This is a genomic window from Stappia albiluteola (genome assembly GCF_014050225.1).
In the GTDB taxonomy this organism is placed as follows: domain Bacteria; phylum Pseudomonadota; class Alphaproteobacteria; order Rhizobiales; family Stappiaceae; genus Hongsoonwoonella; species Hongsoonwoonella albiluteola.
This window is the reverse complement of sequence record NZ_JACFXV010000068.1, coordinates 1-25,239: the sequence shown is the minus strand read 5'-3', so window position 1 is coordinate 25,239 and position 25,239 is coordinate 1. Positions and strand designations below refer to the sequence as shown.

The 25,239-nt window shown below is 63.0% G+C and carries 30 protein-coding genes and 1 pseudogene; all 31 read right to left on the bottom strand.

What is annotated here, in order from left to right; all coding sequences use genetic code 11:
* Positions 1-580 (bottom strand): annotated as a pseudogene (locus H2509_RS20460) (hypothetical protein); the annotation flags it as partial.
* 69 nt (positions 581-649) lie between these two features.
* Complete coding sequence (locus tag H2509_RS20455; RefSeq protein ID WP_182164842.1) at positions 650-1,126, bottom strand: hypothetical protein; 477 nt, start codon at positions 1,124-1,126, stop codon at positions 650-652.
* A complete protein-coding gene (locus H2509_RS20450; RefSeq protein ID WP_182164844.1) occupies positions 1,127-2,197 on the bottom strand; it encodes a hypothetical protein in 1,071 nt (356 codons plus the stop codon).
* Positions 2,194-5,055 (bottom strand): phage tail protein, encoded by a 2,862-nt coding sequence (locus H2509_RS20445; protein ID WP_182168333.1) that lies wholly within the window; start codon positions 5,053-5,055, stop codon positions 2,194-2,196. The genes H2509_RS20450 and H2509_RS20445 overlap by 4 nt, the downstream gene beginning before the upstream one ends.
* Positions 5,052-5,471, bottom strand: coding sequence for a DUF6950 family protein (locus H2509_RS20440; RefSeq protein ID WP_182168332.1), 420 nt, complete (start codon positions 5,469-5,471; stop codon positions 5,052-5,054). Before H2509_RS20440 ends, H2509_RS20445 begins: the two co-directional genes overlap by 4 nt.
* Positions 5,468-6,055, bottom strand: a complete 588-nt coding sequence (locus H2509_RS20435) for a hypothetical protein (protein ID WP_182168331.1) — start codon at positions 6,053-6,055, stop codon at positions 5,468-5,470. The genes H2509_RS20440 and H2509_RS20435 overlap by 4 nt, the downstream gene beginning before the upstream one ends.
* Positions 6,055-6,699 carry a hypothetical protein gene (locus H2509_RS20430; RefSeq protein WP_182168330.1) on the bottom strand — a complete coding sequence of 215 codons (645 nt, stop codon included), beginning with the start codon at positions 6,697-6,699 and terminating at the stop codon, positions 6,055-6,057. Before H2509_RS20430 ends, H2509_RS20435 begins: the two co-directional genes overlap by 1 nt.
* Positions 6,699-8,819, bottom strand: coding sequence for a phage tail length tape measure family protein (locus H2509_RS20425; protein WP_182168329.1), 2,121 nt, complete (start codon positions 8,817-8,819; stop codon positions 6,699-6,701). The genes H2509_RS20430 and H2509_RS20425 overlap by 1 nt, the downstream gene beginning before the upstream one ends.
* Positions 8,819-8,977 (bottom strand): phage tail assembly chaperone, encoded by a 159-nt coding sequence (locus H2509_RS20420; RefSeq protein WP_235975150.1) that lies wholly within the window; start codon positions 8,975-8,977, stop codon positions 8,819-8,821. The genes H2509_RS20425 and H2509_RS20420 overlap by 1 nt, the downstream gene beginning before the upstream one ends.
* 32 nt (positions 8,978-9,009) lie before the next feature.
* A complete protein-coding gene (locus H2509_RS20415) occupies positions 9,010-9,342 on the bottom strand; it encodes a hypothetical protein (RefSeq protein ID WP_182168327.1) in 333 nt (110 codons plus the stop codon).
* A 1-nt stretch (position 9,343) separates the two neighbouring features.
* A complete protein-coding gene (locus H2509_RS20410; protein WP_182168326.1) occupies positions 9,344-9,769 on the bottom strand; it encodes a phage tail tube protein in 426 nt (141 codons plus the stop codon).
* Between the two features lie 11 nt (positions 9,770-9,780).
* Positions 9,781-10,182: a DUF3168 domain-containing protein gene (locus tag H2509_RS20405; protein WP_182168325.1), complete on the bottom strand. Its 402-nt coding sequence runs from the start codon at positions 10,180-10,182 to the stop codon at positions 9,781-9,783.
* The gene (locus H2509_RS20400) at positions 10,179-10,625 is read right to left on the bottom strand and encodes an HK97-gp10 family putative phage morphogenesis protein (RefSeq protein ID WP_182168324.1); all 447 of its coding nucleotides are present in this window, start codon (positions 10,623-10,625) and stop codon (positions 10,179-10,181) included. Before H2509_RS20400 ends, H2509_RS20405 begins: the two co-directional genes overlap by 4 nt.
* A complete protein-coding gene (locus H2509_RS20395) occupies positions 10,625-10,960 on the bottom strand; it encodes a phage head closure protein (RefSeq protein ID WP_182168323.1) in 336 nt (111 codons plus the stop codon). The genes H2509_RS20400 and H2509_RS20395 overlap by 1 nt, the downstream gene beginning before the upstream one ends.
* A 4-nt stretch (positions 10,961-10,964) precedes the next feature.
* Complete coding sequence (locus tag H2509_RS20390; protein ID WP_182168322.1) at positions 10,965-11,549, bottom strand: head-tail connector protein; 585 nt, start codon at positions 11,547-11,549, stop codon at positions 10,965-10,967.
* 3 nt (positions 11,550-11,552) lie between these two features.
* Complete coding sequence (locus tag H2509_RS20385; RefSeq protein ID WP_182168321.1) at positions 11,553-11,834, bottom strand: hypothetical protein; 282 nt, start codon at positions 11,832-11,834, stop codon at positions 11,553-11,555.
* Between the two features lie 72 nt (positions 11,835-11,906).
* Entirely contained in the window at positions 11,907-12,296 is a 390-nt protein-coding gene (locus H2509_RS20380) for a hypothetical protein (RefSeq protein ID WP_182168320.1), read from the bottom strand.
* 71 nt (positions 12,297-12,367) lie between these two features.
* Entirely contained in the window at positions 12,368-13,687 is a 1,320-nt protein-coding gene (locus tag H2509_RS20375; RefSeq protein WP_182168319.1) for a phage major capsid protein, read from the bottom strand.
* A gap of 13 nt (positions 13,688-13,700) precedes the next feature.
* On the bottom strand, positions 13,701-14,372 hold the full coding sequence (locus H2509_RS20370; RefSeq protein ID WP_182168318.1) for an HK97 family phage prohead protease: 672 nt from the start codon (positions 14,370-14,372) through the stop codon (positions 13,701-13,703).
* Positions 14,359-15,597 (bottom strand): phage portal protein, encoded by a 1,239-nt coding sequence (locus H2509_RS20365; RefSeq protein WP_182168317.1) that lies wholly within the window; start codon positions 15,595-15,597, stop codon positions 14,359-14,361. Before H2509_RS20365 ends, H2509_RS20370 begins: the two co-directional genes overlap by 14 nt.
* Positions 15,597-17,378, bottom strand: coding sequence for a terminase large subunit (locus H2509_RS20360; protein WP_182168316.1), 1,782 nt, complete (start codon positions 17,376-17,378; stop codon positions 15,597-15,599). The genes H2509_RS20365 and H2509_RS20360 overlap by 1 nt, the downstream gene beginning before the upstream one ends.
* Entirely contained in the window at positions 17,375-17,836 is a 462-nt protein-coding gene (locus H2509_RS20355; protein ID WP_182168315.1) for a P27 family phage terminase small subunit, read from the bottom strand. Before H2509_RS20355 ends, H2509_RS20360 begins: the two co-directional genes overlap by 4 nt.
* Before the next feature lie 139 nt (positions 17,837-17,975).
* Positions 17,976-18,353, bottom strand: a complete 378-nt coding sequence (locus H2509_RS20350) for an HNH endonuclease (protein ID WP_182168314.1) — start codon at positions 18,351-18,353, stop codon at positions 17,976-17,978.
* A 90-nt stretch (positions 18,354-18,443) separates the two neighbouring features.
* Complete coding sequence (locus tag H2509_RS20345; RefSeq protein WP_182168313.1) at positions 18,444-19,271, bottom strand: hypothetical protein; 828 nt, start codon at positions 19,269-19,271, stop codon at positions 18,444-18,446.
* 367 nt (positions 19,272-19,638) lie between these two features.
* Complete coding sequence (locus tag H2509_RS20340; protein ID WP_182168312.1) at positions 19,639-21,381, bottom strand: DNA primase family protein; 1,743 nt, start codon at positions 21,379-21,381, stop codon at positions 19,639-19,641.
* Positions 21,378-22,565 carry a CHC2 zinc finger domain-containing protein gene (locus H2509_RS20335; protein WP_182168311.1) on the bottom strand — a complete coding sequence of 396 codons (1,188 nt, stop codon included), beginning with the start codon at positions 22,563-22,565 and terminating at the stop codon, positions 21,378-21,380. The genes H2509_RS20340 and H2509_RS20335 overlap by 4 nt, the downstream gene beginning before the upstream one ends.
* Positions 22,562-23,308: a BRO-N domain-containing protein gene (locus H2509_RS20775; protein ID WP_209002119.1), complete on the bottom strand. Its 747-nt coding sequence runs from the start codon at positions 23,306-23,308 to the stop codon at positions 22,562-22,564. The genes H2509_RS20335 and H2509_RS20775 overlap by 4 nt, the downstream gene beginning before the upstream one ends.
* On the bottom strand, positions 23,305-23,562 hold the full coding sequence (locus H2509_RS20325; protein WP_182168310.1) for a hypothetical protein: 258 nt from the start codon (positions 23,560-23,562) through the stop codon (positions 23,305-23,307). The genes H2509_RS20775 and H2509_RS20325 overlap by 4 nt, the downstream gene beginning before the upstream one ends.
* Positions 23,563-23,849: 287 nt before the next feature.
* Complete coding sequence (locus H2509_RS20320) at positions 23,850-24,635, bottom strand: DNA-methyltransferase (RefSeq protein WP_182168309.1); 786 nt, start codon at positions 24,633-24,635, stop codon at positions 23,850-23,852.
* Positions 24,635-24,907 (bottom strand): hypothetical protein, encoded by a 273-nt coding sequence (locus tag H2509_RS20315; protein WP_182166288.1) that lies wholly within the window; start codon positions 24,905-24,907, stop codon positions 24,635-24,637. The genes H2509_RS20320 and H2509_RS20315 overlap by 1 nt, the downstream gene beginning before the upstream one ends.
* A partial coding sequence (locus H2509_RS20310) for a hypothetical protein (protein ID WP_182166286.1) occupies positions 24,904-25,239 on the bottom strand: 336 nt, incomplete at its 5' end. The genes H2509_RS20315 and H2509_RS20310, both read right to left, overlap by 4 nt.

Below are 25,239 nucleotides of genomic sequence, written 5' to 3'. Positions count from 1 at the left end.
CGGCGCTGCCGGCGGCGAACAGAGCCGCGCCGGTTACGGCCGGATTGGCGAGCGTGACGCCCGTAAGCGTCAACGCACCCGTTGCCTGCGCGATCGACAGCACGTCGACATAGTCATTGCCCGATCCGGAAGGCGAGCGCTGGATCTTGAGATCGTCCGAGCCGAACAGCCCAAGCCGAAAACGGTGCGCCCCGCCCCGCTGTAACAGCAGGCCCGCTGCGCCGGCCGCTTCCGCCTTGTCGAGGCTCAGAAGCTTGTCGTCGCCGCTGACCGACAGCACGGACGCCGTGGCCGTCGCCAGCGCCCCCACCTGCTCCAGCACCGCCGCCGCCGTGTGGCGGGCCACAGACACTTTAAGGATCGCATAGGTAACGCCAGTCGCCGTCGCGCCGGCATAGGGCCGGTCGAGCGTCAGCGCCTCATCGCCGCCGATTGCCGCGATTTCATAAAAGGCCGACCAGTCGCGCGTGAAAAGATCACCCACCCGCGCATTGGCACCCTTGGTCAGCTCTGCGCCGGCAATGGCAACCGACGCACTGCCATTGGTGACCGTAGCTAAGCCGATCCTGTAGCTGGACATGCAGGTCTCCAGATAAGCAAAAGGCCCGCGATCGCGAGCCTTTGGAAGGTCAGAAAGTGGGGCGGAAGGTCAGTTGAAGGTGCCGGCAACCATCCGGTATTCGACCGTCAGCGCGGGAAAGACGACCGGCAGGCTTGCCGAGGTCCAGGCCGAATAGCTGGTCGCGATCAGGTAAAGCTTCTCGTTCATGATGCCGGCGCCAAGTGTCTGCCAGAACCGCAGGCTGATCGCGCGCTGCCAGTTCGCCTGTATCAGGGCCCCGCCGCCGAGCACCATCCATCGGTCGCTGCTGTAGTAGTTGCCGTTGCCGGTAACCCGGATCATGCCTTGCGCGAGGCTGGCATAAGGCCCCACATCGGCAACCGGAAACCGCTGCCAGCGGACGCCCGTGCCCGACGAGCCGGACACTGTCCTTTGCGGGATGACGATGCTGCCGGAAAAGATCGTGTCAGGGATCAGCAGCATTCTCTTGTCGGTGTCGAGCGTCGTCTTGCCCGCGCTGTTGACCGTCACCAGCCTCCCGTCGTTATAGTCGAAGTCCCGCATTCACGCCCCCATCCCGATCACCGGCCGCCCGTGATAGATGTCGTTTTCATCGGAATAGCCCGACGACGGGAATGGGTATGCCGCGTTTGGCGTGACCGAATGCGGCACCGGAATTTGAAAATTGTCGAACTCGCCATAGGCCACGTTCTCGCCGAACGCCGCCGGGATGCTGTCGCCACCGTCAAAACCGTCCAGCACGAGCTGGCGCTTTTCGCTGTCGAACTTGCCATCCGCCACGACGAGACGACCGGCCAAAGCGTCCAGGATCAGTGCGTAGGGCGGGCCGCCGACCGCAAGACCCGACTCCATCGAATAGTCGGTGATGAAGATCTTGTAGGCGATCGTCAGGTCGTCCCGTGGCGTGTTTGCCGGCGCCAGTTGGCGGCGGAACATCAGGAACACATCGTTGATGTCGGCACCGAGATCCAGCGTCATATGAGTGTATGGCTCACCGTTACCAGGCAGCGACCCCGCGAGGGGTACAGTACCGCTCCACGGCACCGTGATATTGCCGAGATAAGTCGGATAGGTTTGCGACCAGTCATAGTTGCGCGCATTGGTGATCGCCCCGAAGACGAGGGGCGTATACCCAAGGCCATGGCTGAAGATCGGCTGGAACTTCTTCGAATAGGCGTCGACGCCGTCGCTATTTACGTTCATCGTACCTTCGATGACGTTCACCACCGAAATATACGGCAAGTCCGAATGGAACTTGACGCGGCTCAGATCCGAAAACGGGTCGGCCTCCAGCGCCAGATCCTCCGGGCCGTAGTAGATCGACACACGCCCGGCCTGCCCGTCCGCGCTGAAGACCACCTCGCCCGCTTGCGGCCCAGGGAGATGATTGGTGTGCTCGATCACATAGGCAATGCTGGTCCGGTTGCCGCGCGGCCAGCCGGAATAAAGCCGTAGCTCGGTATTGCTGACGACCTCGGCGATCTCCATCACCGCGTCGCCGTCGCAGACCAGCCAGTCGCCCGGCCTGACATTGCCGACGAACTGCGTACTGTTGCCCGTCACGCGATTGGTGTAGGCCGAAAGTGAGATCGTGCCGGCCGAATAGGTCGTCATGCGATGATCCTGATGCGTTTGTTGTCGAGATCGATGAGGAACTTGCCATCCTCGGACTGCATTTTACCGGCGGTAACGGTTCCGACACTCGCGGCATCCAGCGTCGCCTTGCCGTTCTCGAAATAGATGCCGCGCGACATATTTGCGCCGTCCGAAAAGAACACCTGATCGACCATGAAGACCTTGCGGCTGCCGCCCCCGGTCAGGAGCTGGAGCACTTCTCCCGCGCTCTCGAAATCGGGCGTCTCCGGCGTACCCCTGTTGAGCTGCACGACATATTCGGCCGCCACGCCTGCCGGCAGCGTGCCCGCCGTCGCCGAAAGCCGGTAGAAGCCGCCTGCGGTCGCTCCGTCGACCATGGCGGAGACTTGGGTAATCGCTGCCGCATTGGCGCTGATGTCGTTGCCCTGCTGCATCACCGTCGTCGTCAGGCCGTTCAGGACCGTGGCGTTCGCGTCGACCGTGCCGGTCAGCCCGGAAAGATCGCTCATGAGTTGAGTGATCGACAGGGCTTGCGACGTAATCGTGCCTTCCGCCGTCGTCACCCTGGCGTCCAACGCCGACAGGGCCGACGCATCGGCCTTGCCCTCTACCGTCGCAGTGAGGTCGAGGATTGACGAAGCCAACGCTGCGGTTTCAGTGACAATCGCAACGTCGAGCCGCGATACCTCCGCCTGGAAATGCACGCCGGCGCGCACCGCCTGCGCCGTCAGCTTGTCCGATCGCTGCTGGATCGCAATCATCGCAGCCAGCGCGCCCTCGGCCGCCTGCTCAGACAGCCGGCGGACATAGGCGAGCGAGTCCGGATTGGTCTCGTCGTCGTCCAGATAGGCCAGCAGCGACCGCGCCGCCGCATCCATCTGTGCCCGGCCAACCGCGCCTTCGAACACCTCACGCGCAATGTTGGCAACCGGCACCGCATAGGTGTTCGCCGTCGTGATCCCGGTCCACGGGCTCCAGGTCGTGGCGCGGGCCGGCTGCGTGGCGATCGTGACGCGGACATCGTAGTCAGTGCCCGCGAGGATGCCGGCAGAAATCACCGTGCCGTCCCAATCCTCGCTTTCCGCCGGCCGCTGCGACACCTGCGTCCCGGCAAGTGCCGTCTCACCGGCGACGCGATACTGGACCGTCACCGACGTGATCGTGCCGTCCTCGATCGCGTCCCATCCCACAGCAATCGCTGGCAGGGCTTGCCCTTCCGTGCCATTGACCGTCGCCGGCTGCAGCGAGAGGTTCGTAACGTTGGTCGGACGCGGACCGGGCTGCGGCGCGGCCGGCGGCAGGGCGACCGGCATTTCGTCGGCCGAAGACCACGAGTAGATCGACGCCGACACCTCTTCGAGCGTCAGCGTGATCAGATCGCTTTCGCCATCCAGAGACCAGCCTGTGATGCGCCAGGTGCGCGTGCCGTAGCGCTGCGAGGCCCAGGTGATCCAGTCGCCGGGCTCCCACTGCAAGGCTTCAAGGCCAAGCGTGATTGTCGCCGTCGCCTGATGCCTGATCGAGCGATAGGCGATCCGCGCCAGCCGTTGCGCCTGCCCGCCGGAAATCACCTGCGGATAGTCGCGGTTGCGCGGCAGGGTTTCGCCGCCGTCAGCCGTCTTGGTCGCCGCATCGCCGATGATCGACGGGATGTCGGACGGCCCCCATGCATTCGCGGGGTCGGTGAACTGCCCGTAAAGTTCGTTGACCAGCTCGTCGCGCGGGCGCTTGGCGCCGAAGCTGACAGGTGCCTCGGCAATCAGGTCGTCGTCGGTGATCGTCGCCACCGGCACATAGGCGGCCCCCGCGATTGGCGCGAAGATGCCCTGCCGCTCCAGCATGTGACCGGCCATCGCATCCACAAAGGACTGGATGGCCGTGTAAAATTCCTCTCCATCCGAGGCGAATAGCGACACGCAATAGCGCGGCTCGACGCCGCCGGCGTCCAGCAACACCGGCTCATCGCAGATATTGGCGGCCGCGTTGTAGAGATCGGTCAGCAGGTCATAGGACGCGACGCCCATGCCGAAGAGCCGCACGCCACTAACGAAATAGCCACGCTGGAAGTGATACAGGCAGGCGGACGGATTTTCGGAAAACTCCCACGTCGTCCAGTCGTCGAAGCGATGCGTGCCGGCACCGCCCGCCGTGTCATCCTTGCGCGGATCGTAAAGCCGCAGGCCCTTGAATTCGAACAGGTAGGGCGCGTTGAAAAGCCCCTGGAAATCCTCGATATCCTGATTGTATTCGGCCCGCACATGCGCATAGCAGACGCCGCGGCCGACGAAATTCGCCGTCCAGCGCGACGAAGGATTTGCGGCGGCGATAAGTTCTGCATTGGCGGCCTGGTCGTGCCGGCCTTCCCAGAACGTTACCCACATGCGGCGGACGTTGCCGTCATCCGGCAGCGTCACGGCATACTTGGTCCAGCCCTGCCCTGCGTCGACCTGGGTCAGCGTCCTGAGTTCGCCGTTGATGCGGAACTTCTCCAGCCCCTCGCACCATCCGTCCGACAGCACAAGCACCTGGTCGAGATAGCGGTTGTTGGCGCCGGAGGTGTTGCCGAACACGTAATGCCCCGGTGTCGCTACCCGGCCGAAGGCACCCTGGCGGTAGATATCGCCGCCGAACTGCACCTCTCCCTGAACGCCCGAAATCGACGCGCCGGAGCGCGTGCGTGGAGCGAGAAGGGAATTCAGGCCAATGGAGACACCAAGAGACAGCCCGAATGTGCCGATGGCGGTTGCTACAGCCGCCGCCGTTCCCGTCAGTCCAATGGCGGCTACCGCGATCCCGACCACCGGAGCGGCGGACGCACTTTCCCCGCCGGCCAGCCAGAAGACCGCCGTCAGTATCAGCAGAAAGAATGACTTCATCGTCCGACCTTGAAGGCCTTTCTGAGCGTCTTGACCGGCACGCGGATCGTGCCGCGCTCCGATTTGCCAACCGCTTCCGCGCCGATCACCACGACCGCGCAGTCCTGCCCGTCCGCCTCGACAAGGCCGATGTCGCCGCGCTGCGCCAGCGGCACGGGCACGGGCTCAAACACAGCCGCGAAAGCATCTTCCAGCCAGCCGAAGCCGCGCTTGCGAAACCGCCGCAGCGCACCGATCCGCGTCTTGTAGCGGCCGCGCTCGTCTGCGTAGGGATCGGTTCCGGTGACCGCCTTTGCCGCGTCCATGGCGAGCATGAAGCAATCGGTCCCGCCATCTGTCCCGCCCCAAGAAAAAGGCCGTTCAGCGTGTTGCTGAACGGCCTCGATCAGGCGCTCCTGCCAGTCCTCGCGTCTCATGTCCGGCCCCACTTCAACTGCCACTGCGAGGCACGGGCGGCGTGGTCGTAGAACTTGTCCGTCATGCCGCCATTCATGGCCGTCTGCGTCTCGACGCTGCGCTTGGCGTAGCCGGTTGCCCGATACTCGTCTGACCGAGACACGATCCGGGCCGTGACCGTGTATTCCGCGCCCGGCCGATCCTCATGCGGCATGCCGTCGATCTTGCCGGAAAGCAAAACTTTAGGCGCGGTACCGAGCATCAGCCCGGTCTCCGGAGAGAACAGGAAGCTATAAATCCGGGCCGGCCGCTGGTGATAGGTGTACTGCTCGATCGAGGCCAGCACGTCCGGTGTCAGGTCGCTATTCGGGATCGCCGACATGGACACATTCACCTCTGTCGGCGAGCCGTCAGCACTGGTGCTGATCGTGTCGACCTTCAGCAGGCTACCCGTCCCCTCAAAGCGGATGCCGTTCCACATCAGCGGCCCCTCGCCCCACCAAAAGCCGAACAGGCCTTCGGCCAGGTCGAACAGGATCGCATCGCGCCGGATCACCCGCCCGGCATCGATCGCCGACTTGATTGGCGCTTCTAGCTCTTGCATCAGTAGATCCGTTGAATGGCCTGGAACGAAAACGGTCTTGGGCCGATACCGAATTCGAAAGCGTCGCTGTTCGGCTCGGGGATGAAGATCGCCTTCGGCTTGTCGAAATGCACTGCCGCAGCCGTGGTGAAGATATTCGTCCTCACGAACGGCTCCACGGTCACCGTGACGACGCCGGCGGCCGCCGTCGCATCTTCCGTGATCATGTGCAGTCCGCGCTTGCCGCCTTCTGACAACCCCACATAGTCGCCGGCCTTGAGATCGAAAGCTGTCGGCAAACCGCTGATCGTGAGCGCGGTCGGCGTCAGTGCCGTAACGGAGGCGTCCCCGTCGAAGGCCCCTCCGCCGTGCCGTGTCATGCCGGCAAAACCCGTGCGATAGATGATCGGTCGCGGGTGCGCCGGATCGTGCAGCAGGAATTCCCGCATGCCGCCCTGGAGCGACAACCACCAGGCCCGAACCTTCTGATAGTCAGGCCGCTGCATGACGCCGAAGGTAACTTCCACACGCCACCGCGCCTCGCCACGCTCGACGACCTGGAGGCCGCCTCCGCGACGAGCGTTGATGTTGATATCCCGGCCAAGCTCGAATACCGCCCGCTCGATATTGGCGACCGGCAGTTCACGCGGATAGGTAATCGTCATCAGCGCCCCCTGAACGCCGGCGACACGCTCTTGCGGTTCGCCCTGCCAACCGCGCTCACCGCGATTTGCGGCACGATCTGCCGGTTGTTTTCTTCGATGATTGCCCGGAATTCACCGGCGCGCATTTGCGATCCGCGCGCATCGATATTGTAGACGGGCGCGAAGACCATCCCACCCGAACCCGCGCCGTTCGGGATGATCTGCCCGGCCGATTTCGGCACGAACAGTTCCGGCCCACGCTCACCGACCACATAGGCCCGCCCGGACGACACCGGCCCGCCATCCGCTCGGAAGCCGTCGAAGATGGCGCCGAGCAAACCCCCGACCGCGTTACCACCGCTTGGCGACGTCCCGAACAATTCGGCGAGCGGCCCTTGTCCCAGCAAGGTCGCCTGCAGCACCACATCGGAAATGGATGCGGCGACGCGGCGCAGGCTGTCCTCGAAGGAAGAAGCCCCGCTGATCAGGTCCGAAAACACTCCGGTAATCTGGTCGCCGGCGAATTGCGCGATTTCGTTGAACCGCTCTTGCTCGGCGTTCAGGCGATAGATCGCCTTCACCTTCTCTTCGATGATGTCGGCTTCTTCCGTGCCCGTCGCGACGCCGGCGCGCGACAGTTCGTTCATGATCCGCTGCTGTTCCGCCGTCTTGCCGATTGCCTCAAACTCCAGGTTCAGGGCATCGACGACACGCTGGTAGGTTTCCTTCTGCCGCTCGCCTTCACGGTCCAGCTTCGCCCGCGCCTCAGCAGCCTTGTCTGCCGCAATGGCTTCCCGCGTCAGCGCTTCGATCCGCTTACCGGCGTCGCTGTCGGCGGTTACGCCGGCCTTCGCCAGCTCAGCCGCGATGCGCCTTTCATCGGCCGATTGCTTGCTGAGATCGATTTCCTTCTGCAGCCCGGCGACCACCGTATCGATGCGCTCCAGTTCGGCCGCTTTCTGCTGCTCGATGGACCGCACATAGGCATCGTCTTCTTCCTTGCGCTGCCGGTCGAGTTCCCGAAGCAACTGAGCGCGATAGCGCAGCAGCCCCTGAAGACGCTCTTCTTCTTGCGCCACCACATTCGCGCCCGGCGGGCGTGTTCCGGCGAACTCTCGTTCGGTCAGAATGTTACGTCGGGCCAACGAGATATTGTCATCGACGGTCTGCAGTTGACCGCCGAGGCCCGCCCGAAAGTTGACTTCGTCGATGGCCCCCGCAATCCCGAGAATACCCGACTTGAGCGAGGTTGCCGCCGCGATCTGCCTGCCCCACCGCTCCAGCAGGATCTGGGTTGCTTCCGATAGCGTGTCATAAGCGCCGGCTAGGCCCTGCCCGGATGCTGCGCCCGCGCCGCCCACCTGCTGCTCGACCGCGTCAAGTATGACATTCTGCGCTTCGGCAACGCGGCCGGTCTCGCTGAAATTCCGGATCAGGTCCTTCTGGGCTTCTGTGAACGAGACGCCCACGCGGCGCAGCGCCGAAAGCCCGTTGACGGGATCCTCCAGCGCCTTGCCAAGCTGGACCGTCGAGCTTGACAGCGTCCCGAAGCCGACCGTTGCCAGATCCTGCGCCAGACGCAAGGTACGGTCGAACGCATCGTTTGCAATCGACCGGAAGGTCAGAAGCTGAGCCGCCGCCTCGCGCGCCTCGCTCGTCGAGCCGAGTGTGTTGAAGCCGACGCTCTGCGCCAGTTCTTCAAGCTGTCGAGCGGTGCGCCCCGCCGATCCGCCGGTCGCCCGCAATACTTGCTGCAGCGTGAGCTGCTGCGTCTCGAACCTAGCAAAGGCAGGCACGGCCTTGACGGCGGCGGCGGTAAAGCCGGCCAACAATACACCCGCCGTTGTCAGGAGCGGATTGACTGAACCAACCGCGCTGGCGACCGCCGTCAACCGACCGGCCACACCGCCAAGCGGCCCTTCGAGCACCGCGACCGAACGCGACGACTGCGAAAACAGCGTCCTGAGTTTTTCCGCCGGCCGCTGCGTTTTTTCCAATTCCCGGCTGAACCGGCGCAATGGCGTGCGGGAATTGTCAAAGGCGCGCTTCGATGCCCGTTCGATCTGGTCGAGTTTGCGAATAACGTCGCGGTTTTGCGCCTCATAGAGGAGCACCAGCTTTTCGGTATTCTCACCGGGCATCAGCCGTACCTTCTCTTCAAGGCTTCGTATTCATCAGGATCGACACCGTCGCTGGCCTTATCCGCGCCGTTCATCTCGGCATGGCCTTCTATGGCTACGAAGAACTCGACCAGGCTTGCCGACCAGAAATCCGATGGACGCCAGCCAAGGGCCGGCATCCACCGCATCCATTGCCGGAACGGGATTTCCGTCAGCTTTTCTCCGCCCCGGCGTCGGCGTTTCCCGCCGCATCCCCCATCAGCGCGTCCATGCAGCGCTCGGCCGCACTGGCAATCTTCATCATGTCGGGAATCTTCATCGCCTTCAGGGCCGCCACCGCGTCGCCCTCGACGGTCCAGGACTGGACAACCGCGATGATGGCATTCGGCTCACCGCCGCAGATTTTCCGAAACATCTGCGCGAAGGTTTCGGACTTGGTGGCGGCCGACACGCCGGCCAGACCGCCAAGCGTGGCGCAAAGGATCAAGTCGACCCCACCGACCGTAACGGCGACTTCGCCACGCGCTTCGTTTGCCGGGCGCATGTCACACCTCCGCCGTAAATGTCAGAAGATCGGACGCCGAGAACGTGGCCGAGAAGCTCATGTTGCCCTCGCTTTCGCCGCCGAACTCGAAACCGGAAATGATCCACGGCCCTTCGAACATGCCGTAGCCCGGCACGATCACCTGGCAGTTGATCGGGACGCCGAGGCGAGCGGCGTCCACTGCCCGCTTGGCTACGGCGCGATTATCGAACAAACCGCTACCGCTGAAGGTTTGCGTGCGCACGCCGGCGACGACGGTGCGCTGCACGACGCCGCCCGGATCGTCGCAATCCGGCACGGTCGTCTCAACCTCATTCGTACCCATGTTGAAACTGCGCGTCGTAATTCCGCACAGGTTATCGAACGTTTCCGGACTGCCGCCGTCGCCCACCTTGATGAGCAACAGAGTACCTTTCTGCTGTGCCATAGTGGCACCTCCTAGATGTGACAGGTGATTTTCAGGGTGACGACGCCGTGCCGGGTCAGCCCGTCCGGGTCGGTGAAGACGCGCTGCCCATCGACATACGCGAAGCACGACGACAGGCCGTCCACGGCCAGCGTCGATTGGTGCAGGGCGGCATGGATTGCGCCCATGATTTCTTTCACCTCCCGCTGGCCGCGATACCGCGACCAGACATGAAGATCGATGTATTCATCGCTGCCGGTCGAACATTGCACGTCGTTCGGCAACGACTGCGCCTCGCCGATCTGGACGAATGGGAAATCGCCGTTGCCGGCATCCGCAAACGAATGGTCGACAACCCGCGTTACACCGTCGAGCGGCGGGTCGGTGAGAGCGGCATACAAGGCCTGCTGCAGGGGCCATGCGTAGGCGGTCATTTGGCCAAGGCCTTCCGAACCGCCACGCTCAAGGCCCGCCGCGCCCTGCGAAGATGGCGCCGCCTGATCAGGCGATACGCCGGAAAGATATGCGGTTGCGCGGACGCATTACGGGTACCGAATTCAAGAAAGGTCCAGATCCAGCTTGCGAAGATGCCCCAGGCGGCAGTCGCCGAGATTGTGCGCGAGGTCGTCGAGACCCCGCGCGGCGTCCGGGACGTATTGACAAAAGTCGCCTGCCCGTCCTCTACCTTCTTCGCATTGATGGATGCCGCGTAGTCGCCGCTGCGTTTCGGGGCCAGACGGCGAGCGAGATCGGCCATTTCGTTCGCGGAGGCCTCGTTCGCCTTGTTGATCTCCGCGTCCAGTTCCGGAACGACCCTGCGCAAACGGGCAAGCGATCGGTCAACCGAACGCGTCTTGAGCGAAACACCGTCAGCCATCAGACAGCCACCCCTCGCTCCAGAACCATTTCGATAATCCGGTTGCGGCGATCCGGCTGCGCGATCGAGCGGATGTTGTAGACAACGCCGCCGATCACCGCACGGTCGCTCTCTGTCACCACTGCAACCGCCGGCGAATGACGAACACGCAGCACCGCACCGGCGCTGGCCTCGATCCGGCCGTTCGCGATCCGCTCCCGACCCCGTTCTTCGACCAGATGCGCCCAGACGGTCGCGATGTCGGCCCAGCCTGTCGCCTGACCACCGCCGCTATCAGGGATATCGGTCTCCGTCTGAAACGTGACCCGATCCCGGAACTGCCCTGCCCGCGCCATGGCCTCAGATCCCTACGCGCCGGTGCGGCGCCAGCAACGCGTCAACCGCCATCGGCAACACACTCGTGATATTGCCGATGTTCACTGCTTCGCGATTTTCGTACCAATGCCCGATCAGCAGAAGCATCGCCTGCTTGATCGATTGCGGCACGGCTGCTGCATCTCCATAGCCAGCGGCGAAGCTCACCTGCACCGGATCGGACCGGTCCTCATAAAGGCTTGGGCCGGCGAATGCGTCGATGAAGCGGAGGAATGCCCCGCGCGCGTCCTCCAAAATCTCGAACTGCTCGGCAGGTACCGTTTGCTCTGCATTGTCGCGGTCGAAATATTTGACCGTGACACTTGTAACGTCTGGAAACGGCAGACGCAGACAGCCATTGCCCCATGCTCCAAAATCCTGCCGCCAGATCTGCGTCACGAGGCAGCGCCCCAGCACGCCGTTCCATCCTTCGAGATGCGCCACCGCGGCTAAGACCAGCGAGTTGATCAATTCATTATCGTCGTCGAATTCGACGCGCAGGTGCGACTTGGCTTCGGCTAGTGATACAGGCGTTGACGCCGGAGCGCTGAGGCGGACGGGGCGCAACATGGTTTATTCGCTTTCCGGCTTGGCTTTGGCGGCAGTTCTTTCGGCCTGCGCTTCGACTTCCGCCGCACCGTCGACCTGACCACCCTGCGCTTCGGCTTCCTCGGCGCCGTCGACCTGGGCTGCCTGCCCATCGACCCCCTCGGCACGGTTAACCGAGACTGCCCATCCCTCGGCAACCGCCACAGACGCAAGGTCGCCGCTGACGATTTCCCCTACCACAAACTTGCGTGTCTTCGGATCGTGGTCCGCCGCGCCCATGAATTCCGCCGTGACTTCCGCCTTCATATCTGCACCTCCAAAAGAAAGCGGCGGAGGAAGCCTCCGCCGTCAGGTTAGGTCATGTCCGGTATGACCGGATCAGGCAACGGGTAGCCGATGCGCGAGACCTCGGACGATGCTGACGCCATAGACAGCGCCCGTCACCGCCCCGGCTACCGTCACTGCGGCGCGGATGTAGCGCTTGGTCCCGATATAACTGACCTTGTAGATCTGGTCGTCGTCCGTGGCACCGCCGACGACGGGCTCCGACCCGAGAAGGTCATCTGCGGCGACTGCCGCGAAGGCGACGTTGTCGTCCGATTCTTGCACCTCAAACGTGTGGGTGCCGTCGGTCCAGGATCCGGCATCGATCATGACCATTGCGCCATCGAAATCGCGCAGATCGACGCCCGCGCCGTTAGCCGACGCTGTTCGGGCGGCCGGCGCAAGCGACTGCACCGGGCCGAGATTGCTGGAGAGATCACGCATGGGATCAGTCCTTTTGGATAAAGAGTGGGAAAAGAAATAGGCGGTCGATCGACCGCCCATCAGCCTGATGGTTACGCCGCAGCGAACCGCATGAACTTGAGCGCCTCGAAGTTCAGGACTCCGCCGCCGACGCGCTTCGTCGTGTAAAACTTCACATAGGGCTTTGATGTGAGCGCATCGCGAAGGACGCGCACGCCCTGCCGGTCGACGATCTGATAGGCCCGCGCGAAATCACCGAAGGCGAGCGACAGCGAATTCGCTCCGAGCCCCGGCATATCCTCCGCGCGCGTCACCGGATGGCCGACGATCGTCTCGGGCTGACCGGCAACGAAGGATGGCTGCCAGAGATAGTTGCCTTGGCCGTCCTTGAACTTGCGAATCTTCGTGATGACGGTACGCCGCGTCACGAAACGGGCATTGTTCAGGTACTCGTTCTTCAGCAGACCGACTAGGTCGAAGATCGCGTCAGCCGGGTCGTCAGCGGCAAAATCGCCAACCGCACCGGATGGCACGTACCCGATCTTACCCCATTCCACGCCCGTGCCGTCGTCTGCCGCCACTTCATAAGAACAGAAGCCTCTGATCTTCGTAGCCCCGGTCACGAACTCAGCATTCTCGAAACGGGCGAACTTGTCAGCTACCTTACCAGAAAGCCATGCCTCGATATTAATCGAAGAGTCGTCGAGGAGTTGCTGTGTCGCCTTGGGCTCCGTGTCAATCCAGTGGACCGGAATACGCCACTTACCGACATCAGGCGTATCGGTATTGGCGGACGTCTTTCGTTCGCCCGCATAACCGGCCCCTGCCTCGCCGAGGTCTTCTATACCTTCCAGGGCATCGGTGGAAATCGTCTGCTGCGAAGCGATCTGGCGGATTGGCGAGGATTCGTAGATCTGCGTCACCATCCGGCCAGCTGTGTCTGGGGTCACGAAATAACCACCTTCAGCATCCGAGCTGATTTGCAGCGTCTTGACCTCTTCGGGCGACATTTCTCGCTCGCCGTGACGAACCCACTGTTCGAGCGCCGCCTTGTACGCGCTCATGCCGCCATGGTCTAGTGGCTGGAACGACCGCTTGCGATCTGCCGCGAGCCCTTGGAGAGTGGCGTTGAACTCCTTAAGCTGCACCTCCTGGTTTGCTTCGGCGTCGCCATTGGCCCTGATACCTTTGCGAGAAAGCCTAAGCTCAAGATCCTCACGCTCCTTCTTCTCGGCATCAAACCTGGCTTCGAGCTTCGCCTTGGCCTCGACAGCGTCGTCAAGTGCTTTCTCAATACGGCTGAGCTTTTCCTCGGTCAGCGCGTCTGCCTTCCTCAATTCTTCATGCGTTTCCTTGAACGCATCGAAAGCCTCGCCCTGCTTCTTGATCAGGGACTTCAGTTCGTCGTCCATTGTAAACCTCCGGTCAGGATAGCTTGTCGATGTTGCGGCGGATCAGTGCCGCGATACCGGCCACGTCCTCATCCCGAGGTTCCGAGCCCTTGAAGCCCTGCGAGGCAATCGCCTTCGCTCGGGCGTGAGAGAAGCCGCCCGCGTCCCGCAGGAACTCCTCGAATTCGCGAATGGTTTTGATGCCTTCGGCAGACTTGACGGCACCAACTCTGGCCTTGCCGTTGGCCGGGAAAGTCACGATTGAAACCTCGAACAGGTCAACAGCCTTCAAGGTTCGCCGCGGTTCGTCCGGCTTGGTGCCGAGCGCGAACTCCTTAGCCCTGTATCCGATCGACAGGCCGTCGAGGACGCCTTCCTTCATTGCGCCATAGATCGACTTGCCCCGTTCGGTATCAAGGTTGATCAACCGACCCTCTGCTCGAAGCCCGGTATCGTCCTCCTCCATCAGCGTCCACACGCCAACCGGGAGACCGTCCGTATCAGTCATTCCCCAACCGCCATGCTGCAGTAGCATCGCCGGCAGCTTCTTCTCCCGCTTCCAGTCGCGCAGCGTCTGGCGGAAAGCACCCTTGGCGATCACGTCGCCATAGCTGTCGATATTGCCGAACACCGCACCGTAGCCAGAGAATGTGCCGGTCTTTTCGTCGATGCCGTCGGCCGCGAACTTGACCTCAATTCGATCCATCGTTCTCGTCTCCTGTCGGCTTGGGTTCGGATGGCCCTGCCGGCATAGGCTCGGGTATCGTGTCCCCGCCATCTATCGGATCTAGCTCTTCAAGCGATCGGACCTCGTTTGGCGTCATGTAGCCACGGGCACCAGGCCCACCGAGCGCCTTTGAATAAAACTCCGCGCGGTCCTTGGCCGCGCCACGCAGTAGTCCATTCGGGCTGAACTTCGTGTAGTAGCCATCAGCCCGATCGGTTTCACTGAGCAGCTCGTTGTCCGCTGACTGCTCGATCCGCTCGTACCAGGGCAGCAGCGTGTAAACGACGTGCGCCAGGAACATTTGCTCAGCGCTGGCATAGGTCGCCGTCTTGTCGGCGTGCCCCACCATGATCGGCATGACACCATACGCGCGGCAGATTTCCTCGATCTGATGCTTGCGGGTCTCGAGGTGCTGAGCGTCGACGCCGGTCATCTGAAACGGCGAGAACTTCGCACCGTGGTCCAGGATTAGTGGCTTTTGCGACCTTTCGCCGCCGATGGCATGCTTGTCGAGCCAAGCCGACAGGAAGTCGAACTGCTCCTTGGATAGATTCCCGTCCACTGACAGGAGGCCACCCACCCGTGCGCCGTTCTTGTGCAATTCCGCTTGCGCGGTTTCCGTCGCGATCGAGAGCCCGATCGCGTCGCGCGCAAGCTTCGTCGCATCCAGGCCTATCCAGGTATTCCAGGATGGCCCGCGCAGGTGCCATATCTGATCGGCCGGGAAGACTGCTGCTTGCCCGTTATCAGCCTGGACCCTGTAGGTAAGGACGTCGTCTGTCATCTGCACCGTCACCCGGTGCGGCTCGATCGGCTTCAGCTCGCGGATCTCGCGCTTCGATCCGACCATGCCTTTCCACACGAAAGCGTTTCCGGTTAGCAACAGGTGATACATCACCGTTTCACGGAGCGCGAAGGACGACTGCCACTTGTTCGGCCGTCGATAGATAACCGGATATAGGTAGTGGTTGACCGCCGGCCTCTTCGATCTGCCCTGATCCTGATAGACCCGCCAAGGTACTTGGGCGACGCCATTGGCAATCACCCGCACACAAGCGAGTACAGTCGCAACCTCGATCGCGGTCTGCCAGTTGACACTGACCCCCGACCTCGCCTCGCGACCGCCATAGATTTCACGAAACAACTCGAGCGTCGAAGCGCTCTTGGCATCCGCATCGCCGAACAGGCGCGACCAGAAACCCATTACGCTGCCCCCGTCTGTTCCCAGAAGGACGAACCCTCCTGTTTGCGTTCCCGGCAGGTTGCAACCCCGATCGACATCGCCTGTGAAACCATGCCGTCGATCCGGCCGAACGCCTTTTGCTTGTCAAACATGCGGTGCCCGGTTCGATTTTCCGCATAGGTCACCGAAGCGGCGCAATGATTCATCATCGGATTGCGAGCCACCCTGATCCGCTTGTCGTAGATCGCATTTTCCAGCTTGTTGATGCTGTCCGGCATCCAGAGATAGACCTCTTGGGCGCCTTCCGGCTGCGACTTGTCGACCTCGATCACCCGCTTCTGGAAGCCTTGCGGATGCACGGTCATCGGCAGATCGGCCCCGATATCGGTGAGATGATCCTGCAGGTTTTCCAGCCCGTACTGGTCACAACCGATTTCGACAGGATGCGCCCGCGCACAGATCTTCGCCACGGCCTCAGCGACCCATCGGTAAGAGATGCGGTCGCCGTCGACGGCCTCGATATGCCCCTCGCGCTCCCAAGTCTCATAGGGCGCGTGATCTTTGGCAGCTCGTTTCGCCAATGTTGCCTTGGGCGTCCAGAACCAGGTGAACGATACAAGCACCTGCTTGTCGCGCTCCGCGTCCAGAACCCACGTGAGCGTGAAGGCCGTAAAGTCCCTCACCCGTGAAAGGTCGAGTCCGCCATAGCAAGGGTGCCCCGCCTCGATCAGCGCGTCGATATCGACATCGCCAACGCAAGCCATCCAGGCTTCGCGCGAGAACGCCGCGGACTCCGCGTCCGTCCATTCGCAGAAGTGCAGGCGGGCGATGCCGTTCCGCTTGCCGGGGATCGATTTCGCCTGCGCAACCTGCAGCGCCAGGTAATCCTCTTTCAGGATCACACCGAGAAGCGGATTTGGCTTGCCCCAGCAAGCCGGATCGTTTTCCCAATCGTCCCCTTCATCCAGCGAACAGACAAACGGGAACGTCGTGTCGTCTTCTGTCAGGCCGGCCGCGACATTCACCGCATGGGTGCGCTCTTCGAAGCAGATCGAGTTGCGGTCCGTGCCGGCATTCGTCGCCATCGCCAGCAGCGGCTGGGTTCGAAACTTGAAGCCTCGCTCCAGCATGTCGATCGTATTGCGGTTCTTGTGCTCGTGCACCTCATCGCAAAGCGCCATGTGTGGGCGCGGTCCGGACTGGCCTTCGTCCGACGATATCGGTCGGAACACCCGGCGGTCGCCGCTCGCTCCTGTGTAGGTCAGCGCCCAAACAGGGTCGATGCCGTGAGTCCGGATGCGCTTGGCCAGATCCGGCGACTGTGCCCGCATCGCTACGGCATCGTTGAAGAGCACCATCGCCTGGTCTTTCTTCGACGCCGCCGCGTAGACCTCGGCGCGGGCCTCCTTATCCTTCACCAGCCCGACCAGGCCGATGCCGGCAAGCATTGGAGACTTGCCGTTGCCCTTGCCCTCCTCGTCGTAGAAACGACGAAAGCGGCGCAGTCCGGTTTCCTTCCACTTCCAGCCGAACAGCGATCCGACGCGAAACTGCTGCGACGGATGTAGGTGGAAAGGCTTTCCTTCGAACTGCCCGCCGTTAAGCCGTAGCTTACGCGGGAAAAAGCCAATCACGTCGAGCGCCGCCTTGGCATCCCACACCAGCCCGCGCTTGCGGCCGTCTTCCAAGTCGGTCAGATGCCGCTGGCAAGTGTTGCGAATATGCGGTCCCGCGATCACCCGGCCGGCAACAACGTCCTCAGCCCAGGCGGTGACAGGATCCTTTTCATGGTCGGTCTTCACGCGAAATCCGGATCGAACAATTGCCCCTGGCCGGCCGCCGTGCTTATGCCGCGCTCGGACGCCGGCGTCAGGCCGAAATCACGGGCAAGCGTCAGAAACTGCCGGAAGGCTTCGTTGCGTTGCGCCACTTCGGGCCGCGACTTGTACTGGACGCCGTTGCGCCCCTCCGTTGTGTAAGTCTCACCCAGCACGACCAGCTCAGCCGCTATGGCCTCGTATCGGGCTAGCGCCTCGCACATCAACGCGAAGGTCGCGACCATGTGGGGCCTGAGTCGATCGACCGTAGGATGACAGACCGGCACCGCGAGACGGTCCCAGACCTTTGCGACCTCTTTCGAAAGGCCGCGCGGCTTCAACTCTTTCGCCTTCTGCTCGGCGCGCTCATCAAGGTTGGCGCCGTACTGGCCCTCTTCCGTCAGCGGTACGACGTTGTCGGTACCCGGCTTGCGTCCCTTCATGGCACTTCTCCAAGCCCAATTGCCCGGTCAGTCAATGACTGCCGAGTGGGCTTTTTCTCTCCAATTTCAACTTTCTACACAGAAAGGTTCCCCCACCGGTCCGCAGCGGCGGGGCTCCAGAGTTTCGACCACCCCCCCCTTAGCGATTTGCCGGGTGGTTGATGTCGATCGGCCAGCCATCGAGACCGACCTCGACTGAAAAGCCTCGGCTTTCCTCGCCTTGCTTCACGACGTCATGATGATCCGGGCAAAGCGTTTGCAGCTTGCCGAAGAAGAACTTGTAGCGGTCGCCTTTATGTGGCTCGACATGGTCGGCGACTAGAAAGCGCCGTCTCGCATTTGTCTGCGGCTTGCCTTCCATCGTGCGGCTGCCATCGTTCAGGAGCCCACGCGCCTGGCACATTCGGCAGAGCGGCTCTACGGCAAGGTGTGCCGCCCTGCGCTTGCGCCACCGCGCAGTCTTGTAGAGCGCACGATATTCCTGCGCATCTTCGCTGCGATGGTCACGATACGACATGGCGCCCACGAAAAAGCCCGGCAGCGGTTTCCCGCTCCGGGCTGTGATCTTTTTATCTGTGACAAGAGCTATGTCAAATCTCAGGTTGCGTCAACGGAAAAACGCAGCATTTGCAACGAGTACGCGCGGCGCGGCTTTGTCGGGCGTTTGCCAGGGTCGCGGAGAGCGGCGGAATTCCGCCAGTTCGAACCGCTCCAGCACGGGCCGCAAATCTTCCACAAGACACTCGAGCGATGCGTGCCAAAGCTCATATTCGGCCCGCGCGAGGATCAGCGGCAGCGGGTCAGGATGCAATTCCGCCTTCTGGTAGGCGCCGCGCTTCGGCCTGTTGCGGTACTTGTCCCAGCCGTCCGCCGTCTCATAGCGATATTCCATCACCTTGCCGAAAGCGTCCCGCGTCCGGCTCACCCGCTCGCGAAACCATAACGGCCCACCTTCCGGCCCGGTGACAATCCGCGCGGCCGGCTCTTCGCCATCCCACTGCCATTCGGGCACGCCGCCAAGGATTGCGTGCTTGCGCACCAGCCTAGCCGGTCCATTGCGCAACCGGCGAACCCCTGCCCCGTCGACCACTGTCAGCGTATCCAGCGCGACCGCCACCGCCATTTCGCCAAGCTCGCCATGCTGGCCAAGCTCTTCCATCGGCGACCACCCGTCCGGCAGGTCAATCGCCACACTGTCGAGCGCAACCACCGCCTCATGCACGCGCACCGCGTCTGGGTCCGGCTCGCCGCCATCGGCCAGGTTCGGAACGCAGCCGTATTCGTTGTGATCGACCACGGTCAGCAACTCGGCATAGCTCGAAACCCCGGCCCATCCATTGGCGATGCCGGCGACGCCGCCATTCCCGGCCGCCTTCGGCAGTTCCTCGCGGTAGGCCCAGGCAAGCAACCCTTCAATGTCGATCTTTTTCCGCATTTGCCTTGTTGCTCCCGTCAAAACGGTCGGTTTTCATCGCTTAGGGAGGCAAGGGAGGCAGGATTTCGCGGCATTGGCTTGCCTCCCTGCTTTCCTCCCTAGATTTCTCTCTTTTATTTCAATGCCTTACTTTTCTTTTCTCGTGTTCAGGGAGGATAGGGAGGATATTTGGGAAGAAACGCATGAGAGTTTTTTTAAGGGATACGAAACCCCTTGCCCCTTTCTCACGCGCAACGCGGAATTTTGCCTCCCTAGCCTCCCTAGCGTCCTAACTTGTTGAAACCCTTCGCACTTCCCAAGGGAGGCAGCGGCAACCGCATTTTCCTTGCCTCCCTAGCCTCCCTGAATTCGGCGCAGTTCGCCGTCATCAGTCCCAACCGGGGGTGACAGAGGGGCCAAAGGCGGGCTTGATGCTGATGCCGCGATAGACGGACAGCCCGTTCGTCTTCGACTTGGTGAAGCCGAATTGCGCGGCCTTGAGCGGCAGTTGCCGGTTGAAGGTCGTCGGTTGCCAGACCGTGAAACTTTGCGCCTTGGCGTATTTGGCAAAGGCGTCGTACAGCTCGCCCGGCGTGACCACGTCGCTTGGCAGACTGGTCACGTCGCATGCCTCTTTGAGAAAGGCCCCCACCGGGTCGCTCTCCTCGCGGTAGTCATCCGTCGCCGCTCGCACCGCGTCCGGTACGCGCAACCCCTCCTCCAGATAGGAAAGCGCGCCGGCGACCATCCAGGCGAATATCCCGTCCCGTTCCGCCCACAGCCGCTTTGGTAAGGCCTTGTCGACCTCATGGTCGGGTATCTGCACTTCCCAGGGCACCAGCAGCACGCGCCGCCATATGCCGTCGTCAGTGCCCTTGATCGTCGGCTTGTGGTTGCCCGAAACAATCAGCTTGAAGGCCGGATAGATTTCGTTGAAGTCCTGATGCAGCCGCCGCACAAGGATCGGCTCCGATGACGTCAGCGACTTGACCATGGACTCGCGGAATTCCATGCGCTGTTCCGGCTCGGAAGCGCGCACCAGCCGCACACCCGGCAGCCGGGCCAGTTCGGGCGTTGCCTCGCTTGCCTTGCGCCTGTCGTCGCCCGCCAGCGTCTCGAATGGCACGGTCGCCGAGTAGTCGGCCATGATCTGCGCGACCAGGTCGACGAGCGTCGATTTGCCGTTTCGCCCTTTGCCGTAGAAGAAGCAGAACACCTGCTCGCGCGTCAGCCCGGTCAGGCAATAGCCAAGGAAACGCTGGAGAAAGCCGCGCATTTCCTCATCGGGCATCACACGATCGAGGAAGCTCAGGAACGCCGGGCATTCCGCATCCTCGCGATAGTCGACGGGCAGCAGCTTGGAAATCAGGTCGTCGCGAAAATGCTTGTCCAGCCGCGCCGTCCAGATGGACTTGCCGCCCTCTCCGTTCTGGATGAACCGCAGCGTGCCGTTCTTGCAATTGACCGCCAGAGGATCGGCGTCCAGGTCGCCCACGGGGACGGAGACGTAAGGCGCCGCCTCCTTCATCATGTTGTCCACCTTGCCCGAAGAGCCGGAAGTCTTGCAGTAGCGCCGCCGCGCCTGCCGCCGGCTGGAAATGCCCTTGCGAATGTCATTCGCCCGGTCGATCAGCGCTTCGAGCGCCATTTGTTCGGTCGTTTCTTCCGGCGTGCGGCCTTTGCCCTTGGCGGCCAACTCGCGGTGCCGCACGCGGCCTGCGTCGGCATCGTCCATCACCTGCTGCTCTTCTTTCGTCGGCTGGATACACAGCACTTCCATCGCGATCGCCTCGACGGTGGCGTGCGAAAGCGGCCGCACCAGCCGCCCGTCATTGTCCTCGGCAAAGCGGCGGCCGTCATGCAGGTGCCAGCCCACTTGCGGCACGTAGATCACCTTCTCCCGGTGCCGGATCAGAAAGCGCCGGCCGTTGCCGATGTCGGTTTCCGGCTCCAGCGCACATTCCTTCAGCCGGGGCCAGTCGATATCCTCGCCCTCATCCGGTCCGATCCGGACGTCGGACGCATCGTCTTCGCCGGCGTCGACCGAGGGGGTGTCGAGGGGTTTCGCCGCGTCGAGAATATCGGCGATTTCGCCGTCAACATCGGGCCGCCCCTTGTCTTTCTCGCTCATGCCTCCTCCATCGCCAAATCGTTGAAATCCTTGCCTTCGGGCGCCCATGCCGCGACGATCGTGCGGCCGGTCATGGCCCATCGCGCCGCCGCGCGGGCGTGCACCTGTTCGGCCGTGAAACGGTCGCTGTCGCCGTCGCCCAGGGTGACGACCTCGCGCACGAATTCCGGCAGCGGGATCGCCGCCTCGTCGCTCATGTCCGGCACCGGCCCCGGCACGCGCGCCGGCCGCCCGAGTTTTGTTTTCAGGGTCGGGTGCGCCACGGTTTCAGTGGCGTTGCCGCCCATGTGCTGCAGGTCGATCGACGCCCAAAAGGCCGTGCGGACAAAGCGATCCGGCCTTTTCGCCTTTTCGGCGCGGGCGGCGGAAAGCACGGTTTCCCGCCCTTCTCCGATCACCAGCCGGTCGAACGCCGCCGGCATGATCAGCCGTTCGGCCGCCTGCCGTTTCGACCCGCGGATCTTCTTCGCCGGCAGTATCTCGCCCGTTTCCGGGTCTCCAAGGGCCAGCTTTTTCCCCGGTCGGTCAGGGTCGAACCAGGTGATATGCACGCCGGCGAATGTGCCGTCCGGCCTCGTCATGGGCGAAAGCAGCGCCGGGCCGGAATAGAGCACATAGGGTTTCGGCTTTTTCTCGCCCGACACCTTTTTCTGGTGCCAATAGGGCTGGCTCGGCACATAGCGCAGCCGCAACCCGTCCATCACGGGCGCAAGCCGCCGCGCGGCCAAATAGGCTTCCGCCTCGGTGCCCGGTAACGGCCGCCCTTCGCGCCAGATTGCATAGGCCTTGCGCCGCTCATCCTCGCGGTATCGTTCGGCGGCCGCGTCCTGCTCGCGCCGCTTGCGCTCGCGTTCGGCGGCAAGCCGGGCCTCGGTTTCCGGGTCGGTTTGCGCGTCCGGCGAGCCGCCGAGATATTCCACCGCCTCGGCAAAGCTCTTGCCCAGATATTCCTGGACGAAGCGGATATGATCGCCCGTCGCGCCGCAGCCGAAGCACTTGTAGATGCCCTTGCCGTCGTCGCAGTGGAAAGACGGCGTCTTCTCGCCGTGAAACGGGCAGCAGGCCCAAAAGTCGCCCTTGGAAGGCACGCTCTTGGCCCTGTCCCAGTCCACATAGCGGCCGATCGCGTCGGAGATAGGCCCGTCCTTGACGCGGGCGATTTCGGAATCGGCAAACCGGGTCATCGGCTTGCCTCGTCTTCACCGGCGGAAAGCCGGATCCCCTCATAGACCACCCGTCCTGTTGACTTGCGCTTGCGAAAGCCGAGCCGGGCAAACCGGATGCCGAAGGGGATTTCGCCTGGGTTCGCAATACCTTCCGCCTGGCAATAGTCGGCAAATGCCCGCCAGATCAGCCGGAAGGGCGTGACGACGCCGGGCGCATGCTCGATTTTCGCATGCGCGAAGCGATAGACCGGGTCGCGTTCATCCAGCGCCGAGGCTCCCCCGCTTGCCGGCTCCAGCGCCGGGTCATAGGGCAGGCCAAGCCGCTTCCAGATCGAAAGCGCCGCCGCCGGCCCGTTGATCCGCCGCGCTTCGGCCACCAGCCGCACCGCCTCGTTGAAGCTGGGGTGCCCCGGCACCAGCTCCACCGGCTCCCGCTCGACAGCGTAAGAGCCGGTCTTGCGGAGCGCCGGCAGAACCTCATGCGCCAGCCAGCGTTTGAAACGTTCCGCTTCCGGCTTTCTGGACGAGAAGACGAGCCGGTAAACTCCCGGCTCGGAGATGATTGTTGTCTCCTGCGGACCGCCAAGGGAGTCCACTACTACCGACCCCCTTTCGTCGGTGTCCAAGCGGGACAAAGCATCCCGATGCTTGCTGATATCCAGCGCCCGGCAGACATCCATACCGACGAACCACGGCTCGCCTTCCCGGTCGATCACCCGCACAAGCTGGTCTTCGAAGACAAACGGCTGCAGGGCGCTCATGCTGCCGCCCTCCGCTCGCGATAGCTTTTGGCAATCGCCGCATTAACCTCGGCAATCGCCTCGTTCAGCACGGCGGAAACCTCCTGCCCCGCGCCGCATAGCCTCATTCGCTGCTTCTGGTCGGTGACGGAGGCAAGCGAATCCAGAGTGGCGCCCAAGGCAAGCGCCAGCCCCTCTACCTTGCCGAGATGAAATTCGATGTCGATGATATGCGCGAAGGACACATGGTCGTGTCCGCTGCCATCGTGAGCCATGGCCGGTTCTCCTGTAGAGATTTTCCCGGCTGCTCTTCCCCTGTCAAAAGAAAGGGCGGCCGGGCGCAACGGGTTGACAGACCGTGCTACAGGACACGGCGAGCCCGAAGGCTCCCCTTTGCACCCGACCATGTGATGCGCATGCACAAATATAGGGCGCGCGCATGAAAAAACGCGCCCGGCAAGGTGCATGGCGCGTCGAGCGCCTGTAGACGAACGGGCTGTCAATCCCGACTCCGGCCTTTTTCGCCGAAGCACCGCCACCATGCTCTGAGCGTGCAAATGTGTCAAGCCACACCTCCCGTCGCCATCTCCACCTGCTCGCCCTCGAAGGCGTCGAACATCCCGCGCGGGCGGGGCGTGGCGGCCGCCGCCTCGATCCGCCGGCAGGCGGCGTCGAACCACCGCCGCTCGATCTCCACGCCGACGAAGCGCCGCCCGGCGCGCACGGCCGCGACGCCAGTGGAGCCAGAGCCCATGAACGGGTCGAGCACCGTTTCTCCGGGCTTCGCCGAGGCGCGGATATAACGCTCCATTTCCAGCACCGGCTTTTCTGTCGGGTGGCCGGTTTCGTCGCGCTGCGGGATTTGCGAAAGCTGCTTGGCACCGGGGGTGAGGATCGTTTTCGCCCGCCCCTTGAACAGGTAGAGCGTGAACTCGCAGTCCTTCATGAACCAGCGGTTCGCCGTCGCCGTTCCCTTGCCCCAAACCAGCAGATTATGCAGGCGGAAACCCGCGCGGACCCCCGCCGCATGCGCCGGGAACACGTTCTTGTCGTTCGCCATCAGGTAGCAGTCGGCGTCGTCGACAAGCGCTTCGAAGGCCAGCGCGGCGACCTCGTCCCAATCGATATCGCAATGGACGATGGCGCCATTGTTGGAATAGTCCGCCATCCAGCCGACGGTCATCGGCTTGTGCCTGGACGAGGTCTTGGCCGCCCCGCCGGAGGTGAGCCGATACGGCGCGTCGGAGACGAACAGATGCGCCTTGGGCAGCGCCGGCACGATCTCCCGCGCATCGCCCAGGTAGAGCGTGGCCGGGCCGATCTCGCGCTTTTCGAGATAGCCCGCCATTACAGCGCAATCCCCAGGTCGCACCACAAAACCGGGTCACCCATGCGCCCCCGGCTGGCATAACGCCGCGCCCTTTGCTCGGCCGCCGCCGCGTCGTCGTCGCTCAGCGGCGCGAAAGGCATCTCGTTCGGCACGCCGTCCGGATGCGCCTTGCGGAAGCGCTTGCAGGCCGCCTCCGTCGCCAGTTCCAGCGCTTCCCGGTCATTCGTTTCGATCTCCGGCAAACCCGGATCGGACGGATCCAGCATCGGTGTTCGGACGTCGGAAATCATGCGGCCACCCCCTGCCCTACGATTTCGAACAGCACCGCCTGAGCCGGTACCGGCGCCGGGCCGCGCGAGCGTCGCTTGATCGCGCCCTTGCTTGCCGTTTCCGCCAACCGCCGATACGCCGCCACCCGCCGCCGCAATGCGCGGCCAAGCGCCATCGACCGCAGTTGCCAATGCGCCAGGTCTTTCCGGCAAAGAAAAAGCTCGGCTTCCAGATAGGCGATCCGCGCCTCGTGAAAGCGGATCTCGGCCGCCTTGTCGTCCGGCCGCCTGTCGGCAGCCGCGCGTGCCCTGGCCAGATCCCGCGCCAGATCGTTGAGGGATTTGCCGCTCAT

What these genes read in the sequence shown, in the direction of transcription:
- H2509_RS20455 (WP_182164842.1), bottom strand. Translation starts at nt 1,126, where the DNA reads ATGCGGGACTTCGACTATAACGACGGGAGGCTGGTGACGGTCAACAGC.
- H2509_RS20450 (WP_182164844.1), bottom strand. Translation starts at nt 2,197, where the DNA reads ATGACGACCTATTCGGCCGGCACGATCTCACTTTCGGCCTACACCAAT.
- H2509_RS20445 (WP_182168333.1), bottom strand. Translation starts at nt 5,055, where the DNA reads ATGAAGTCATTCTTTCTGCTGATACTGACGGCGGTCTTCTGGCTGGCC.
- H2509_RS20440 (WP_182168332.1), bottom strand. Translation starts at nt 5,471, where the DNA reads ATGAGACGCGAGGACTGGCAGGAGCGCCTGATCGAGGCCGTTCAGCAA.
- H2509_RS20435 (WP_182168331.1), bottom strand. Translation starts at nt 6,055, where the DNA reads ATGCAAGAGCTAGAAGCGCCAATCAAGTCGGCGATCGATGCCGGGCGG.
- H2509_RS20430 (WP_182168330.1), bottom strand. Translation starts at nt 6,699, where the DNA reads ATGACGATTACCTATCCGCGTGAACTGCCGGTCGCCAATATCGAGCGG.
- H2509_RS20425 (WP_182168329.1), bottom strand. Translation starts at nt 8,819, where the DNA reads ATGCCCGGTGAGAATACCGAAAAGCTGGTGCTCCTCTATGAGGCGCAA.
- H2509_RS20420 (WP_235975150.1), bottom strand. Translation starts at nt 8,977, where the DNA reads ATGCCGGCCCTTGGCTGGCGTCCATCGGATTTCTGGTCGGCAAGCCTG.
- H2509_RS20415 (WP_182168327.1), bottom strand. Translation starts at nt 9,342, where the DNA reads ATGCGCCCGGCAAACGAAGCGCGTGGCGAAGTCGCCGTTACGGTCGGT.
- H2509_RS20410 (WP_182168326.1), bottom strand. Translation starts at nt 9,769, where the DNA reads ATGGCACAGCAGAAAGGTACTCTGTTGCTCATCAAGGTGGGCGACGGC.
- H2509_RS20405 (WP_182168325.1), bottom strand. Translation starts at nt 10,182, where the DNA reads ATGACCGCCTACGCATGGCCCCTGCAGCAGGCCTTGTATGCCGCTCTC.
- H2509_RS20400 (WP_182168324.1), bottom strand. Translation starts at nt 10,625, where the DNA reads ATGGCTGACGGTGTTTCGCTCAAGACGCGTTCGGTTGACCGATCGCTT.
- H2509_RS20395 (WP_182168323.1), bottom strand. Translation starts at nt 10,960, where the DNA reads ATGGCGCGGGCAGGGCAGTTCCGGGATCGGGTCACGTTTCAGACGGAG.
- H2509_RS20390 (WP_182168322.1), bottom strand. Translation starts at nt 11,549, where the DNA reads ATGTTGCGCCCCGTCCGCCTCAGCGCTCCGGCGTCAACGCCTGTATCA.
- H2509_RS20385 (WP_182168321.1), bottom strand. Translation starts at nt 11,834, where the DNA reads ATGAAGGCGGAAGTCACGGCGGAATTCATGGGCGCGGCGGACCACGAT.
- H2509_RS20380 (WP_182168320.1), bottom strand. Translation starts at nt 12,296, where the DNA reads ATGCGTGATCTCTCCAGCAATCTCGGCCCGGTGCAGTCGCTTGCGCCG.
- H2509_RS20375 (WP_182168319.1), bottom strand. Translation starts at nt 13,687, where the DNA reads ATGGACGACGAACTGAAGTCCCTGATCAAGAAGCAGGGCGAGGCTTTC.
- H2509_RS20370 (WP_182168318.1), bottom strand. Translation starts at nt 14,372, where the DNA reads ATGGATCGAATTGAGGTCAAGTTCGCGGCCGACGGCATCGACGAAAAG.
- H2509_RS20365 (WP_182168317.1), bottom strand. Translation starts at nt 15,597, where the DNA reads ATGGGTTTCTGGTCGCGCCTGTTCGGCGATGCGGATGCCAAGAGCGCT.
- H2509_RS20355 (WP_182168315.1), bottom strand. Translation starts at nt 17,836, where the DNA reads ATGAAGGGACGCAAGCCGGGTACCGACAACGTCGTACCGCTGACGGAA.
- H2509_RS20350 (WP_182168314.1), bottom strand. Translation starts at nt 18,353, where the DNA reads ATGTCGTATCGTGACCATCGCAGCGAAGATGCGCAGGAATATCGTGCG.
- H2509_RS20345 (WP_182168313.1), bottom strand. Translation starts at nt 19,271, where the DNA reads ATGCGGAAAAAGATCGACATTGAAGGGTTGCTTGCCTGGGCCTACCGC.
- H2509_RS20340 (WP_182168312.1), bottom strand. Translation starts at nt 21,381, where the DNA reads ATGAGCGAGAAAGACAAGGGGCGGCCCGATGTTGACGGCGAAATCGCC.
- H2509_RS20335 (WP_182168311.1), bottom strand. Translation starts at nt 22,565, where the DNA reads ATGACCCGGTTTGCCGATTCCGAAATCGCCCGCGTCAAGGACGGGCCT.
- H2509_RS20775 (WP_209002119.1), bottom strand. Translation starts at nt 23,308, where the DNA reads ATGAGCGCCCTGCAGCCGTTTGTCTTCGAAGACCAGCTTGTGCGGGTG.
- H2509_RS20325 (WP_182168310.1), bottom strand. Translation starts at nt 23,562, where the DNA reads ATGGCTCACGATGGCAGCGGACACGACCATGTGTCCTTCGCGCATATC.
- H2509_RS20320 (WP_182168309.1), bottom strand. Translation starts at nt 24,635, where the DNA reads ATGGCGGGCTATCTCGAAAAGCGCGAGATCGGCCCGGCCACGCTCTAC.
- H2509_RS20315 (WP_182166288.1), bottom strand. Translation starts at nt 24,907, where the DNA reads ATGATTTCCGACGTCCGAACACCGATGCTGGATCCGTCCGATCCGGGT.